Raw genomic sequence first — 14227 nt, 5'->3', positions numbered from 1 at the left:
CCCTGAGATGACCAAGCTCGAACTCCTCCCCGCCGTCGACGTCCGGGACGGCCAGGCCGTACGGCTCGTCCACGGCGAGTCCGGCACGGAGACGTCCTACGGCTCCCCGCTGGAGGCGGCCCTGGCCTGGCAGCGCGCGGGCGCCGAGTGGCTCCACCTCGTCGACCTCGACGCCGCCTTCGGCACCGGTGACAACCGCGACCTGATCGCCGAGGTCACCGGGGCCATGGACATCAAGGTCGAGCTGTCCGGTGGCATCCGCGACGACGCCTCCCTCGCCGCGGCCCTCGCCACCGGCTGCACCCGCGTCAACCTGGGCACGGCCGCCCTGGAGAGCCCCGAGTGGGTCGCCAAGGTGATCGCCGAGCACGGCGACAGGATCGCCGTCGGCCTCGACGTGCGCGGCACCACCCTGCGCGGCCGCGGCTGGACCCGCGACGGCGGCGACCTGTACGAGACGCTGGCGCGCCTCGACTCCGAGGGCTGCGCCCGGTACGTCGTCACCGACATCGCCAAGGACGGCACGCTCCAGGGCCCCAACCTGGAGCTGCTGCGCGACGTCTGCGCCGCCACCGACCGGCCCGTCGTCGCCTCCGGCGGCGTCTCCTCCCTCGACGACCTGCGCGCCATCGCCGAGCTGGTCCCGCTGGGCGTCGAGGGCGCCATCGTCGGCAAGGCGCTGTACGCCAAGTCCTTCACCCTCGAGGAAGCCCTCGCGGCGGTGTCCGCGTGACCGGGTCCGTGCGCAAGGTCGTCACCGGCGCGCCCTGGGAGGAGCAGTTCGGCTACTCCCGCGCGGTGGAGCTGCCCCACGGCCTCGTCCTGGTCTCCGGGTGCACGTCCGTCGTCGACGGCGCCATCGCCGAGGGCGGCCCGTACGAGCAGGCCGTCAACGCCTTCAACGTGGCGTTCGACGCGCTGGGGCAGCTCGGCCTCGGCCCGGCGGACGTGGTCCGCACCCGGATGTACATCACCCACGCGCGGGACGTGGAGGAGGTCGGACGCGCCCACAAGGAGCTGTTCGACGCCGTCCGCCCCGCCGCGTCGATGCTCATCGTCTCCGGCTTCGTCGACCCCCGGCTCGTCGTCGAGGTCGAGGTCGAGGCGTACCGCGCGAACGGAGGTGCCGCGTCATGAGCCTCGCGGTCCGGGTCATCCCCTGCCTCGACGTGGACAACGGCCGCGTCGTCAAGGGCGTCAACTTCCAGAACCTGCGCGACGCGGGCGACCCCGTCGAGATGGCGAAGCTGTACGACGCCGAGGGCGCCGACGAGCTGACGTTCCTCGACATCACCGCGTCGTCCGGCAACCGGGAGACCACCTACGACGTGGTGCGGCGCACCGCCGAGCAGGTGTTCATCCCGCTCACCGTGGGCGGCGGCGTGCGCAGCGCCGACGACGTGGACCGGCTGCTGCGCGCCGGCGCGGACAAGGTCGGCGTCAACACGGCCGCCATCGCCCGCCCCGAGCTGATCCGGGAGGTCTCCGAGCGGTTCGGCAGCCAGGTGCTCGTGCTGTCCGTGGACGCCCGGCGCTGCCCGGAGGGCACCGGCACGCCGTCCGGGTTCGAGGTCACCACGCACGGCGGGCGCCGGGGGACCGGCATCGACGCCGTGGAGTGGGCCCACCGGGCCGCGGAGCTGGGCGCGGGGGAGATCCTGCTGAACTCCATGGACGCGGACGGCACGAAGGACGGCTACGACACCGCGATGATCTCGGCTGTCCGCGCGCACGTCTCCGTACCGGTGATCGCTTCCGGCGGCGCCGGGGCGCTCGGCCACTTCCCGCCCGCGATCGAGGCCGGCGCGGACGCCGTCCTGGCGGCGTCCGTGTTCCACTTCGGCGACCTGCGGATCGGCGAGGTGAAGGCCACCCTCCGGGAAGCGGGCCACCCCGTCCGCTGAGGCGGGGCCCCGCGCGCGGCGGCCGGGCCGGCCCTCGGCCCGGGTCGCCCACCACGGCGGCGGGCCCGGCCGTCAGGACGGGGCCCCGCCGCGCGGGCCCCGGGGCGGGGGAAGACCCCGGGCCGCCCGCACCCCGCCCGCAGGCCGTCCACGGCGGGGACGGCGCACGGCGGCCCCGCCTCCGCGGGCCCTTCGCGCACCGGCGGGGCTGCGGCCCGGCTCCGGCAGGAGCCCCACGCCCCGGCCGGGCGCGCCGGCCGCGACGGACAGCGCCCCGCGCGGGTCGACGCGGGCCCCGAAGCCGGGAACGTCCGTGCGGGGAAGGCGCGCGCCTTCCCCGCCGTCCGCGTACACGCCGTGCCCGCCGGTCCCGGGGCGCGGCGGAAAGCGGCCGGTGGCCGACGACGGCCTACGCCGTACCCGCCGGTCCTCGCGGCCCTGAGCGCGGCCTCAGACCCCCAGCCTCGCTTCGAGGACGCGCGCGACCGCTTCCTTGTCGCCGTCCAACTCCACCCTGGCGGCTTCCTGCCGCCCGTACAGGAACAGCGTCAGCTCGCCCGGCTCACCGGTCACCGTCACCACGGGCGTACCGCGGTGCGCGACGGCCGTCCGGCCGTCGGGGCGGCGCACGACGAGGCCCACGGGGGAGCGCCGCCCCATCAGCCGGGCCATCCTCTCCAGCCGGGACCACAGCGCGTCCGCGAACACCGGGTCGACCTCGCGCGGCGTCCAGTCCGCCCGCGCCCGCCGCACGTCCTCGGCGTGGACGTAGAACTCCATCGTGTTCGCGCCCTCGTCGACCTGCTTGATCGAGAACGGCGACATCCGCGGCGGGCCCGTCCGGATCAGCCCGAGCAGCTCCTCGTACGGCTTCGCGGCGAACTCCGCCTGCACCCGCTCCAGCCGGTCCCGCAGCGGCCCCAGCAGGACGCCCGCCGCCGCGTCCGGGCGGCGCTCGCGCACCACCAGGTGGGCGGCCAGGTCACGGGCGGTCCAGCCGTCGCAGAGGGTCGGCGCGTCGGGACCCGCCGTCTCCAACAGATCGGCCAGGAGCAGTCGTTCACGCTTGGCATGGGTGGACATGACCGCCAGCGTACGGGGGCGCGCCCCGGTCCGCCCAGTGGACACGGCCCGGTCCGCCCCGCGCCGCGCGGCACAATGGCGGCATGACCAGCAACCTTGACCCGGCCATCGCCGCCCGCCTCAAGCGCAGCCCCGACGGGCTGGTCCCGGCCATCGCCCAGCAGTACGACACCGGCGAGGTGCTGATGCTCGGCTGGATGGACGACGAGGCCCTGCACCGCACCCTCACCACCGGCCGCTGCACCTACTGGTCGCGCAGCCGCCAGGAGTACTGGGTCAAGGGCGACACGTCCGGTCACGTCCAGCACGTCAAGTCCGTCGCCCTCGACTGCGACGCCGACACGGTCCTCGTCAAGGTCGACCAGGTGGGCGCCGCCTGTCACACCGGCGCCAGGACGTGCTTCGACGCGGACGTGCTCCCGTTGGGCTAGTAGGGTCGGGCGGCATGGACCTCGAGACCTTCCGCAAGCTGGCGGCCGACCGCCGAGTGATCCCCGTCAGCCGCCGCCTCCTCGCGGACGGCGACACCCCGGTCGGCCTTTACCGCAAGCTGGCCGCAGAACGCCCCGGAACGTTCCTCCTGGAGTCCGCCGAGAACGGCCGCTCCTGGTCCCGCTACTCCTTCGTCGGCGTCCGCAGCGCCGCCACCCTGACCGTACGCGACGGGCAGGCGCACTGGCTGGGCACGCCGCCCGTCGGCGTCCCCGTCGACGGCGACCCGCTGGAGGCCCTGCGCGCCACCGTGGAGGCCCTGCACACCCCGCGCGACCTCGCCTCCGGGATGCCGCCCTTCACCGGCGGCATGGTGGGCTACCTCGGCTACGACATCGTGCGGCGCCTGGAGCGCATCGGCGACCACGGCGCGGACGAGCTGGGCCTGCCCGAGCTGACCATGCTGCTCACCTCCGACCTGGCCGTCCTTGACCACTGGGACGGCACGGTCCTGCTGATCGCCAACGCGATCAACCACAACGACCTCGACACCGGCGTCGACGAGGCCCACGCGGACGCCGTCGCCCGGCTCGACGCCATGGAGGCGGACCTCACCAGGCCCGTCGACTCCGGGCCCGCGGTCCTGCCGCCGTCCGAGCTGCCCGAGTACACCGCCCGCTGGGGCGGCGAGGCGTACCAGGAGGCCGTCGAGGACATCAAGGAGCGCATCCGCGCCGGCGAGGCCTTCCAGGTCGTCCCGTCGCAGCGCTTCCGGACGCCCTGCACGGCGAGCGCCCTGGACGTCTACCGGGTCCTGCGGGCCACCAACCCGTCCCCGTACATGTACCTGCTCCGCTTCGACGGGTTCGACGTCGTCGGCTCCAGCCCTGAGGCGCTGGTCAAGGTCGAGGCCGGGCACGCGATGCTCCACCCGATCGCCGGCACCCGGCCGCGCGGCGCCACCCCGCAGGAGGACCAGGCCCTCGCCGACGAGCTGATCGCCGACCCCAAGGAGCGCGCCGAGCACCTCATGCTCGTCGACCTCGGCCGCAACGACCTGGGCCGGGTCTGCGCGCCGGGCTCCGTCGAGGTCGTCGACTTCATGTCGATCGAGCGCTACTCCCACGTCATGCACATCGTCTCCACGGTGACCGGCCGCGTCGCGGAGGGCCGCACGGCCTTCGACGTGCTGACCGCCTGCTTCCCCGCCGGGACGCTCTCCGGAGCGCCCAAGCCGCGCGCCATGCAGATCATCGAGGAGCTGGAGCCCAGCCGCCGCGGCCTGTACGGCGGCGCCGTCGGCTATCTGGACTTCGCGGGCGACTCGGACACGGCCATCGCCATCCGCACGGCCCTGCTGCGCGACGGCACGGCGTACGTCCAGGCGGGTGCCGGGGTGGTCGCGGACTCCGACCCGGTCGCGGAGGACACCGAGTGCCGCAACAAGGCGGCCGCGGTGCTCCGCGCCGTCCACACGGCCAACCGGATGAACCGCGTCCGGGCGCATGGGGGATAGTGGAACACGTGAGTGCCGCATCCGTACCCCAGCCCCGTGCCACCGGCCAGGGCGAGGCGGTGACCGCCGGAGGCGGCCGTCGCAGCCTCGCCGTGGCCCTGCTCCTCGGCGCCCTCGGCGCCGCCGTCGTCCTCCTCGCCTCCGGCCGCACCTGGACCGAGGGGCGCGTCACCGGCGTCGGCGGCAGCGTCGCCCTGGAGGCCGCCGGGGGTGACATCACCGGCGCGCCCACGGCCCTGGCCGTGGTGGGGCTCGCCGCCCTCGTCGCCGTCCTCGCCGCGCGCGGCGCCGGCCGCCGCGTCGTCGCGCTGTTCCTCGCGCTGAGCGGCGCCGGGGCGGCCACGGCCGCCCTCCTCGGCGCGAACGACAGCACCGCCCTGGACGAGCAGGCCGCCCGCACCACCGGCGACACCGCCGCGCGGGCCGCCGCCCTGACGCAGACGGCCTGGCCGTACGTGACGGCCGTCGCCGCCCTGCTGATCCTCGCCGCCGGACTGATCGCCCTGCGGTACGGCCGGACCTGGCCCGCCATGTCCGGCCGGTACGAGCGCGACGGCGCCCCCCGCGCGCGCGGCGCCCGCCGCGCCGGCGACCCCGACCGGCCCGAGGACCTGTGGAAGGCCCTGGACCGCGGCGAGGACCCCACGGACGGCACCTGACCGGGGCCTACGACGCATGCGGCGCACCCCCGGATCACCCGGTACGCGCGCGTGCGGAAGAATGGCCGTGAGCGTCCGCACTCGGCGGGGCCTCACCACAGAGCAACATTCAACGAGGAGCAACTCATGGCGGGCAGCGCCCACGGACACACCCCGGCCGCCTGGACCGGTGTCACCATCTCCTTCATCGGCTTCTGCATCGCCGGTGTCTTCATGGTGGCGGCCAACCCGCTCGGCTTCTGGGCCGGAATCGCCGTCGTCCTGCTCGGCGGTGTCGTCGGCGCCGCGATGAAGGCCGCCGGACTCGGCCAGCCGAAGGAGTCGCGGGAGCAGGCCGAGGCCCGGGCCGCCGCCAGCCGCGCGGAGGCCGCCTCCTGACCCCCGCACGCCCCTGACCCCCGGTCAGGGGCGGGGCACGGTCCGGCCCCGCCGGGCTGCGCCTTCCCGCGCGGGCGGCGACAATCAGCGGGTGGACGCCACGACACCATCCCCCGCCGGACCGCACCCCCCGCCCCCCGCCGGGCCGCACCCCGGCCCGGCCCGCGCCCCGTACGCGCCGCTCCCGGCCCCCCGCCCGCCGCACCGGCGGCTCCTGCCGCCGCTGGGTACCCTCGCGGGCGCCGCGGCGGCCTTCGCGTACGTCGGCGCCGTCGACCCGAACGAGCCCGGCCACTACCCCGTCTGCCCCCTGCTGCGCTACACGGGCCTGTACTGCCCCGGCTGCGGCGGGCTGCGCAGCGCCCACGCCTTCGTCCACGGCGACCTCGCCGCCGCCCTCGGCGCCAACGCCATGGCGGTCGCCGGATACGCCGCCTTCGTGGTGTTCATGGTGTTCTGGCTGGTCAAGGCGGCCCGAGGGCTCCCCGTACGGCTGGATCCGAGCCCGCTCGCGCTCTGGCTGCTCGGCGGGGCCTGGGCCGTCTTCACCGTCGTGCGGAACCTGCCCTTCGGTTCCGCGCTCGCCCCGTGAAGGCCCAGGTCACCGACGGGACGTCAACCGGATGCGGACGATGGCCCCACCTCCGGATACCATCGAGGGTGTCTGGCTTGATCAATCATCACCCTCCCGGAAGGGGGCCTCTCGCGTGAGTGTGCTCGACGAGATCATCGAAGGCGTGCGCGCCGACCTCGCAGAGCGACAGGCGCGGGTCTCCCTCGACGAGCTCAAGGAGCGGGCCGCCAAGGCCCCCCAAGCCCGCGACGGCGCTGCCGCCCTGCGTGGCGAGGGCGTCAAGGTGATCTGCGAAGTCAAGCGTTCCAGCCCCTCCAAGGGCGCCCTGGCCGCCATCGCCGACCCCGCGGGACTCGCCGCGGACTACGAGGCGGGCGGCGCGGCCGTGATCTCCGTCCTCACCGAGCAGCGCCGCTTCGGCGGCTCCCTCGCCGACCTGGAGGCCGTCCGCGCGCGCGTGGACGTGCCGGTCCTGCGCAAGGACTTCATCGTCACCGCGTACCAGCTCTGGGAGGCCCGCGCGTACGGCGCGGACGTCGCCCTGCTGATCGTCGCCGCTCTGGACCAGCCCGCGCTGGTCTCGCTGGTCGAGCGCGCCGAGTCCATCGGCCTCACCCCGCTCGTCGAGGTCCACGACGAGGAGGAGGTCGCCCGCGCCGTCGACGCGGGCGCCCGGATCATCGGCGTCAACGCCCGCGACCTGAAGACCCTCAAGGTGGACCGCTCCACGTTCGAGCGCGTGGCCCCCGAGATCCCGTCCCACGTCGTCAAGGTCGCCGAGTCCGGCATCCGCGGCCCGCACGACCTGATCGCGTACGCCAACGCGGGCGCCGACGCGGTGCTCGTCGGCGAGTCGCTGGTGACCGGCCGCGACCCGAAGGTCGCCGTGGCGGACCTCGTCGCCGCCGGGGCGCACCCGGCGCTGCGGCACGGGCGGGACTGAGCGCCTGCCGTGTCCGTGCCCGTCACCCCCGTCACCCCGGCCGCGGCCCGGCCCCGCGCGGTCCTGGCCACGCCCCCGGAGGCGTACGCCCGGCTCGCCCGGGGCTGCCGCCCCCGGGGCTGCCGCGCGCCCGCGCGGCGGGTGCACGGACGGCGCGTGCGGTACGTCATCGGCTCCGAGCCCGGCCAGGTCAACGGCATGCGATGGCGCCCCCCGCGGGGCGCGGGGAACGACTGCGCGACGCGTCGCGTCCGGCTCGCGGCCGGCTGACGACCCCCGCCCCACGGCGTTCGGTGTCCACCCACACTCACCGTGAGGTTTCCGCATGTCCAGCGAGTTCTTCATTCCCGACCCGGAGGGTCGCGTTCCGAACGTCGAGGGCTACTTCGGCGCCTTCGGCGGCAAGTTCATCCCGGAGGCGCTCGTCGCCGCCGTCGACGAGGTCGCCGTCGAGTACGACAAGGCCAAGGCCGACCCGGCGTTCGCCGCCGAGCTCGACGACCTGCTCGTCCACTACACCGGCCGGCCCAGCGCCCTGACCGAGGTGTCCCGGTTCGCCGAGCACGCCGGCGGCGCCCGGATCTTCCTCAAGCGCGAGGACCTGAACCACACCGGCTCCCACAAGATCAACAATGTGCTGGGTCAGGCCCTGCTCACCAGGCGGATGGGCAAGACCCGCGTCATCGCCGAGACGGGCGCCGGCCAGCACGGCGTCGCCACCGCGACCGCGTGCGCGCTGTTCGGCCTCGACTGCACCATCTACATGGGCGAGGTCGACACCCGGCGCCAGGCCCTCAACGTCGCCCGCATGCGGATGCTCGGCGCCGAGGTCATCGCCGTGAAGTCCGGCAGCCGCACGCTGAAGGACGCCATCAACGAGGCGTTCCGCGACTGGGTCGCCAACGTCGACAGCACCCACTACCTCTTCGGGACCGTCGCCGGACCGCACCCGTTCCCGGCCATGGTCCGCGACTTCCACCGGGTCATCGGCGTCGAGGCGCGCCGCCAGATCCTGGAGCGCGCCGGGCGGCTGCCCGACGCCGCCGTCGCCTGCGTCGGCGGCGGCTCCAACGCCATCGGCCTGTTCCACGCGTTCATCCCCGACGAGGGCGTCCGCCTCGTCGGCTGCGAGCCGGCCGGCCACGGCGTGGAGACCGGCGAGCACGCGGCGACCCTGACGGCCGGCGAGCCGGGCATCCTGCACGGTTCCCGCTCGTACGTCCTCCAGGACGACGAGGGCCAGATCACCGAGCCGTACTCGATCTCCGCCGGCCTGGACTACCCGGGCATCGGCCCCGAGCACGCCTACCTCAAGGACAGTGGCCGCGGCGAGTACCGCGCCGTGACCGACGACGCGGCCATGCAGGCCCTGCGCCTGCTGTCGCGCACCGAGGGCATCATCCCGGCCATCGAGTCCGCGCACGCCCTCGCCGGCGCCCTGGAGCTCGGCCGGGAGCTGGGCCCCGACGGGCTGATCCTGGTGAACCTGTCCGGCCGCGGCGACAAGGACATGGACACCGCCGCCCGCTACTTCGGGCTGTACGACACCGACGCCGAGGTCGCCTCCGACGAGGCCGGCGCCACCGCCGAGATCGAGGGGGACGCCAAGTGAGCGGGAACATCGGGCTGTTGAGCGACACCCTGGCCGCGGCCAAGGCCGAGGACCGGGCGGCGCTCATCGCGTACCTCCCGGCCGGCTTCCCGACCGTGGACGGCGGGATCGAGGCGGTCAAGGCCGTCCTGGAGGGCGGCGCCGACATCGTCGAGGTCGGCCTGCCGCACAGCGACCCCGTCCTGGACGGCCCCGTCATCCAGACCGCCGACGACATCGCCCTGCGCGGTGGCGTCCGCATCGCCGACGTGATGCGCACGGTCCGCGAGGCGTTCGAGGCCACCGGCAAGCCGGTCCTGGTCATGACGTACTGGAACCCCGTCGACCGGTACGGCGTCGAGCGGTTCACCGCGGAGCTGGCCGAGGCCGGCGGCGCCGGGTGCATCCTGCCCGACCTGCCCGTCCAGGAGTCCGGGCTGTGGCGGGAGCACGCCGAGAAGCACGGCCTGGCCACCGTGTTCGTCGTCGCGCCCAGCAGCAGGGACGAGCGGCTCGCCACGATCACCGCCGCCGGCTCCGGGTTCGTCTACGCGGCGTCCCTCATGGGCGTCACCGGCACCCGGGAGTCGGTCGGCGAGCAGGCCGCCGGACTCGTGCGGCGCACCCGCGCCACCACGGACCTGCCGGTCTGCGTCGGGCTCGGCGTGTCCGACGCCGCGCAGGCCGCGCAGGTCGCCTCCTTCGCGGACGGCGTCATCGTCGGCTCCGCCTTCGTCAAGCGGCTCCTCGACGCCGACGGCCACGCGGCCGGAGTGGCGGCCGTACGGGAACTGGCGGGCGAACTGGCCCGGGGCGTGCGGCGGGTTTCGTAGCTCGTACGGGTGGTTGTGGAACCGGGGAGGCGCGAACGTGCCTCCCCGGTTCGTTGCTTGGGCGTGAACGAGAAGAACAGGGCAGGGAAGGGGAGCGCGCGCCAGCGCCTCCAGATCGAACGCGAGCGCGAGAAGGCTCGTGAGAAGCGCCGCCGCCTGGTGCTGGTGACGGCGGCCGTCGCCGGTGTGCTCGGCCTCGCCGCCGTCGTCGGCGTCATCGCGGCGAACACCGGCGGCAAGGGCGACACGTCCGGCAAGGGCCCGGTGACCGCGCCGTCCGGCGCCACCGGCGAGGACCAGCTCGTCATCCCGGTCGGCGCGCCGGACGCCCCCGCCACGCTGACCGTGTGGGAGGACTTCCGCTGCCCGGCCTGCGCCATGTTCGAGAACAACTTCCGGGACACGATCCACGAGCTGGAGGCCGCCGGGCAGCTGCGGACCGAGTACCGGCTCGCCACGATCATCGACGGCAACATGGGCGGCAGCGGCTCGCTCAACGCGGCGAACGCCGCGGCGTGCGCGCAGGACGCCGGGAAGTTCAGCGCGTACCACGACGTGCTCTTCGCGAACCAGCCGGAGGAGGCCGACGACGCCTTCGCCAAGGACGCGAAGCTGTTCGAGCTGGCGGCGAAGGTGCCGGGCCTCGACACCCCCGCCTTCCGCTCCTGCGTCGCCGAGGGCACGCACGACGGCTGGGTGAACGCGTCGAACGAGGCGTTCCGCTCGGGGGACTTCCGGGGCACGCCGACCGTCCTGCTCAACGGCGAGCCGGTCTTCCCGGCGAAGGGGAACGAGCAGATCTCCCCGGCGAACCTGAAGAAGTGGGTCGCGCAGGCCAACAAGGGCAAGAAGCCCGGCACGGCGACCCCGTCCACCGGGGCGTCCGCGACCGCGCCGGGGACAGCGTCGCCCGCGTCGCCCGCGGCGAGCGGGGCCCGCGGCGACTCGGACACCGGCTCCGGACCGGGCTCCGGCGCGGACCCCGCGTACTGACGCCGCGCCGGGGCCCGCGCCGCGGCCCCGGCCGCCGTCCGGCCGGGCGGAACCGGCCGGGTGTTATGCAGTCTTTGCCGGGTGGGCGGCCCGGTCGCCGGTCCGGCAGGGTAGCGTCGGTGATGCCATGGACCTTGCCTACATTCCCAGCCCGTCGACCGGTGTGATCAACCTCGGACCGGTCCCGCTGCGCGGCTATGCCTTCTGCATCATCATCGGTGTCTTCGTCGCCGTCTGGTACGGCAACAGGCGCTGGATCGCCCGGGGCGGCACCGCCGGCACCGTGGCCGACATCGCCGTCTGGGCGGTCCCCTTCGGACTGGTCGGCGGCCGGCTCTACCACGTCGTCACGGACTACCAGCTCTACTTCAGCGAGGGCCGGAACTGGGTCGACGCGTTCAAGATCTGGGAAGGCGGCCTCGGCATCTGGGGCGCGATCGCGCTCGGCGCGGTGGGCGCCTGGATCGGCTGCCGCCGCCGGGGGATCCCGCTGCCCGCGTACGCCGACGCGATCGCCCCGGGCATCGCCCTCGCCCAGGCGATCGGCCGCTGGGGCAACTGGTTCAACCAGGAGCTGTACGGCCGGCCCACGGACCTGCCGTGGGCGCTGGAGATCAGCGAGGGCGCGAACCGCGAGGCCGGGCTCTACCACCCGACGTTCCTGTACGAGTCGCTGTGGTGCGTCGGCGTCGCCCTCCTGGTGGTCTGGGCCGACCGCCGGTTCACGCTGGGCCACGGCCGGGCCTTCGCCCTGTACGTCGCCGCGTACTGCGCGGGCCGCGGCTGGATCGAGTACATGCGCGTCGACGACGCCCACCACATCCTGGGGCTGCGCCTCAACGTGTGGACGGCGATCGTGGTCTTCCTGCTGGCCGTCACGTACATCGTGCTGTCGGCGCGGAAGCGGCCGGGCCGGGAGGAGGTCGTGGAGCCCTCGGCGGCCACCGCCGCGGCCGGCGCGACGGCCCCCGGCGGGAGCGGGGCCGACGAGCCCGCCGCCGACGAGCCCGCCGCCGACGAGACCGCTGCCGACGGGCCCGCCGCCGAAAAGACCGCCACCGGAAAGACCGCTGCCGACGCCGGGGCGAAGACGCCGCAGAAGTCGTAACCGCGTCCGCGCGCGAGGAGCGGCCGCCGGGGCCCGAGGGGGTCCGGGCGGCCGCTTCGCCGTCTCAGAGCGCGTCGATCTCCGAGCGGTACGGCATGGAGGACGACGCCCCGGCCCGCCGCACCGACAGCGACGCCGCCGCCGACGCCCACGCGAGGGCGTCCGGTACGGGCCTGCCCTCCCCGAGGGCCACCGCGAGCGCCCCGGTGAACGTGTCCCCGGCCGCGGTGGTGTCCACGGCCCGCACCCGGCGGGCGGGCACGGCCACCGGGCGGGCGCCCCGGGCCGCGTACAGGGAGCCGGCCGCGCCGAGCGTCACGACCACCTCCGGGACGTCCCGCAGCAGCTCCTCGACGGCCGCGCGCGGGTCGGCGACGCCGGTCAGGGCGCTCGCCTCGTGCTCGTTGGGCACCAGCAGGTCGACCAGGGCCAGCAGGTCGTGCGGGAGCGGCTGGACGGGGGAGGGGGTGAGGATCGTGCGGACGCCGTGGCGGCGGGCGGCCTCCGCGCCGGCGGCGACCGCGTCCAGCGGCAGCTCCAGCTGGAGCAGCAGCGCGTCCGACGCCGCGATGCGGGCCTCGTCCTCCGGCGTGAGGCCGGTGACGGAGGCGTTGGCGCCGGGGACGACGACGATGGCGTTGGCGCCGTCGTCGTCGACCACGATGTGGGCGGTGCCGGACGGGCCGTCGACCGTGCGCAGCAGCCCCGTGTCGACGCCGGACTCGGCGAGGGCGGCCCGCAGCCGGGCGCCGAAGTCGTCGGAGCCCACCGCGCCGATCATCGACACCTCGGCGCCCGCCCGGGCCGCCGCGACGGCCTGGTTGGCGCCCTTGCCGCCGGGGACCGTGCGGAACTCCCGCCCCGTCACGGTCTCCCCGCGCCCGGGGGCCCGGGGGACGTAGGCGACGAGGTCCATGTTGGTGCTGCCGAGCACCGCGATGCGGGTCCGGGGCAAGGTGCGCGTCATGCCGGAATTCTCCCCCGCGAGGCGCCGCCGACGCCCGGCGCGGACACGGGGCGGTGGTGTGGCGACCCTTACTAAGTAAAGCCTGCCTTGCTAGCGCGCCCCTTACATCGAGCGTAGTTTCGAAGATGATCGAGGAAAGCGCGGGGCCGTCCCGCGCGGAGCAAGGGGAGAGCCGTGTCCATCATCGAGACCGCCGCCGCGCCGCACGTCGCCCACCGCGACAACCACACGCACCGCGACGTGAACGGCGGCTGGCTGCGCCCGGCGGTGTTCGGCGCGATGGACGGGCTGGTCTCCAACCTGGCGCTGATGACCGGAGTGGCGGGCGGCGCGGTCTCGCAGCAGACCGTCGTCATCACGGGCCTGGCCGGCCTCGCCGCCGGGGCGTTCTCCATGGCGGCCGGCGAGTACACGTCCGTCGCCTCGCAGCGGGAGCTGGTCGAGGCCGAGCTGGACGTCGAGCGGCGGGAGCTGCGCAAGCACCCGGTGGACGAGATGGAGGAGCTGGCCGCGCTGTACGTGGCGCGCGGCGTCGAGCCCCGGCTCGCCCGCGAGGTGGCCATGCAGCTCTCCCGCGACCCGGAGCAGGCGCTGGAGATCCACGCCCGCGAGGAACTGGGCATCGACCCGGACGACCTCCCGTCGCCGCTGGTCGCCGCCGTCTCGTCGTTCGGCTCGTTCGCGCTGGGCGCGCTGCTGCCGGTCCTGCCGTACCTGCTGGGCGCGACCGCGCTGTGGCCGGCGGTGCTGCTGGCGCTGGTCGGCCTGTTCGCCTGCGGGGCGCTGGTCGCGCGGGTGACGGCGCGCGGCTGGTGGTACAGCGGCCTGCGGCAGCTCGTCCTCGGCGGCGCTGCGGCGGCCGTGACGTACGCGCTGGGCAGCGTCTTCGGCGCGGTGCTCTGAGGCGGGCGGGCGCCCGGCCGCCGGGCGCCCGTGGTGCGCGACCGCGGGGCGGCGGGTTACCTTCGTGTTGCCGGGGCGTTGTGACGAACGTCCGGTAGCCGGATCGGCCGGCAGGTGGGACACTATGCGGGGTGCCGCATAGGTAGCCGATATCCGCCGGTTTCGACTCCCTCGCCAGAGGGGATGAGTCGTGAGCACCGCGGGCAACGAGGCCCGCTTCCCCGACAGGACGCAGGACGTCCCCGTGTACCTCCTGCTCCGTCCACCCCGACGCGAAACCACAGCGGCACCACCCCTGTGGTGTCCGCATGTTGGAATGAACTATCCGGTTTCCGAGAAGCGT

At 74.9% G+C, this 14227-nt stretch carries 17 protein-coding genes; 15 read left to right on the top strand and 2 right to left on the bottom strand.

The window, feature by feature from the left end:
* Positions 1–7 precede the first annotated feature (7 nt).
* The 3 genes from priA to hisF are packed head-to-tail and all read left to right on the top strand — an operon-like array spanning position 8 to position 1904.
* Entirely contained in the window at positions 8–733 is a 726-nt protein-coding gene (gene priA / locus RND61_RS05360; RefSeq protein ID WP_315876524.1) for a bifunctional 1-(5-phosphoribosyl)-5-((5-phosphoribosylamino)methylideneamino)imidazole-4-carboxamide isomerase/phosphoribosylanthranilate isomerase PriA, read from the top strand.
* Positions 730–1137 carry a RidA family protein gene (locus tag RND61_RS05355; protein WP_315876523.1) on the top strand — a complete coding sequence of 136 codons (408 nt, stop codon included), beginning with the start codon at positions 730–732 and terminating at the stop codon, positions 1135–1137. The genes priA and RND61_RS05355 overlap by 4 nt, the downstream gene beginning before the upstream one ends.
* Complete coding sequence (gene hisF / locus RND61_RS05350) at positions 1134–1904, top strand: imidazole glycerol phosphate synthase subunit HisF (RefSeq protein WP_315876522.1); 771 nt, start codon at positions 1134–1136, stop codon at positions 1902–1904. Before RND61_RS05355 ends, hisF begins: the two co-directional genes overlap by 4 nt.
* Before the next feature lie 450 nt (positions 1905–2354).
* Here the strand turns inward: hisF and RND61_RS05345 are convergent, their stop codons facing one another.
* Positions 2355–2987: a TIGR03085 family metal-binding protein gene (locus RND61_RS05345; protein WP_315876521.1), complete on the bottom strand. Its 633-nt coding sequence runs from the start codon at positions 2985–2987 to the stop codon at positions 2355–2357.
* Positions 2988–3070: 83 nt separating this feature from the next.
* On the opposite strand from RND61_RS05345, the gene hisI reads away from it, so the two are divergent.
* The 11 genes from hisI (at position 3071) to lgt (ending at position 12014) form a co-directional block, all read left to right on the top strand.
* Entirely contained in the window at positions 3071–3418 is a 348-nt protein-coding gene (gene hisI / locus RND61_RS05340) for a phosphoribosyl-AMP cyclohydrolase (RefSeq protein ID WP_315876520.1), read from the top strand.
* Between the two features lie 14 nt (positions 3419–3432).
* Positions 3433–4935 carry an anthranilate synthase component I gene (locus RND61_RS05335; protein ID WP_315876519.1) on the top strand — a complete coding sequence of 501 codons (1503 nt, stop codon included), beginning with the start codon at positions 3433–3435 and terminating at the stop codon, positions 4933–4935.
* Positions 4935–5594: a TIGR02234 family membrane protein gene (locus RND61_RS05330; protein WP_315876518.1), complete on the top strand. Its 660-nt coding sequence runs from the start codon at positions 4935–4937 to the stop codon at positions 5592–5594. The genes RND61_RS05335 and RND61_RS05330 overlap by 1 nt, the downstream gene beginning before the upstream one ends.
* Before the next feature lie 126 nt (positions 5595–5720).
* A complete protein-coding gene (locus tag RND61_RS05325) occupies positions 5721–5972 on the top strand; it encodes an HGxxPAAW family protein (RefSeq protein ID WP_315876517.1) in 252 nt (83 codons plus the stop codon).
* Between the two features lie 91 nt (positions 5973–6063).
* Positions 6064–6564 carry a DUF2752 domain-containing protein gene (locus RND61_RS05320; protein ID WP_315876516.1) on the top strand — a complete coding sequence of 167 codons (501 nt, stop codon included), beginning with the start codon at positions 6064–6066 and terminating at the stop codon, positions 6562–6564.
* 115 nt (positions 6565–6679) lie between these two features.
* A complete protein-coding gene (gene trpC / locus RND61_RS05315; RefSeq protein WP_315876515.1) occupies positions 6680–7489 on the top strand; it encodes an indole-3-glycerol phosphate synthase TrpC in 810 nt (269 codons plus the stop codon).
* Between the two features lie 9 nt (positions 7490–7498).
* The gene (gene trpM, locus RND61_RS05310) at positions 7499–7759 is read left to right on the top strand and encodes a tryptophan biosynthesis modulator TrpM (protein ID WP_391652891.1); all 261 of its coding nucleotides are present in this window, start codon (positions 7499–7501) and stop codon (positions 7757–7759) included.
* A 55-nt stretch (positions 7760–7814) separates the two neighbouring features.
* Complete coding sequence (trpB, locus tag RND61_RS05305; protein WP_315876514.1) at positions 7815–9101, top strand: tryptophan synthase subunit beta; 1287 nt, start codon at positions 7815–7817, stop codon at positions 9099–9101.
* A complete protein-coding gene (gene trpA / locus RND61_RS05300; protein ID WP_315876513.1) occupies positions 9098–9913 on the top strand; it encodes a tryptophan synthase subunit alpha in 816 nt (271 codons plus the stop codon). Before trpB ends, trpA begins: the two co-directional genes overlap by 4 nt.
* A gap of 63 nt (positions 9914–9976) precedes the next feature.
* Positions 9977–10906 carry a DsbA family protein gene (locus tag RND61_RS05295; RefSeq protein WP_315876512.1) on the top strand — a complete coding sequence of 310 codons (930 nt, stop codon included), beginning with the start codon at positions 9977–9979 and terminating at the stop codon, positions 10904–10906.
* A 127-nt stretch (positions 10907–11033) separates the two neighbouring features.
* Positions 11034–12014: a prolipoprotein diacylglyceryl transferase gene (gene lgt / locus RND61_RS05290; RefSeq protein ID WP_315876511.1), complete on the top strand. Its 981-nt coding sequence runs from the start codon at positions 11034–11036 to the stop codon at positions 12012–12014.
* Positions 12015–12078: 64 nt separating this feature from the next.
* On the opposite strand, the gene rbsK is transcribed toward lgt, so the two are convergent.
* On the bottom strand, positions 12079–12981 hold the full coding sequence (rbsK, locus tag RND61_RS05285; RefSeq protein ID WP_315876510.1) for a ribokinase: 903 nt from the start codon (positions 12979–12981) through the stop codon (positions 12079–12081).
* Positions 12982–13155: 174 nt separating this feature from the next.
* On the opposite strand from rbsK, the gene RND61_RS05280 reads away from it, so the two are divergent.
* A complete protein-coding gene (locus RND61_RS05280; RefSeq protein WP_315876509.1) occupies positions 13156–13884 on the top strand; it encodes a VIT1/CCC1 transporter family protein in 729 nt (242 codons plus the stop codon).
* Positions 13885–14227 lie beyond the last annotated feature (343 nt).

Origin of the sequence: Streptomyces tamarix, from assembly GCF_032423885.1 — a bacterium.
In the GTDB taxonomy this organism is placed as follows: Bacteria; Actinomycetota; Actinomycetes; order Streptomycetales; family Streptomycetaceae; genus Streptomyces; species Streptomyces tamarix.
This window is presented reverse-complemented; position numbering and strand designations above follow the sequence as displayed.

Excerpts from the sequence above, each read along its gene's own strand:
- priA (WP_315876524.1), top strand. The coding sequence starts at position 8 with ATGACCAAGCTCGAACTCCTCCCCGCCGTCGACGTCCGGGACGGCCAG.
- hisF (WP_315876522.1), top strand. The coding sequence starts at position 1,134 with ATGAGCCTCGCGGTCCGGGTCATCCCCTGCCTCGACGTGGACAACGGC.
- RND61_RS05345 (WP_315876521.1), bottom strand. The coding sequence starts at position 2,987 with ATGTCCACCCATGCCAAGCGTGAACGACTGCTCCTGGCCGATCTGTTG.
- hisI (WP_315876520.1), top strand. The coding sequence starts at position 3,071 with ATGACCAGCAACCTTGACCCGGCCATCGCCGCCCGCCTCAAGCGCAGC.
- RND61_RS05335 (WP_315876519.1), top strand. The coding sequence starts at position 3,433 with ATGGACCTCGAGACCTTCCGCAAGCTGGCGGCCGACCGCCGAGTGATC.
- RND61_RS05325 (WP_315876517.1), top strand. The coding sequence starts at position 5,721 with ATGGCGGGCAGCGCCCACGGACACACCCCGGCCGCCTGGACCGGTGTC.
- trpB (WP_315876514.1), top strand. The coding sequence starts at position 7,815 with ATGTCCAGCGAGTTCTTCATTCCCGACCCGGAGGGTCGCGTTCCGAAC.
- lgt (WP_315876511.1), top strand. The coding sequence starts at position 11,034 with ATGGACCTTGCCTACATTCCCAGCCCGTCGACCGGTGTGATCAACCTC.
- rbsK (WP_315876510.1), bottom strand. The coding sequence starts at position 12,981 with ATGACGCGCACCTTGCCCCGGACCCGCATCGCGGTGCTCGGCAGCACC.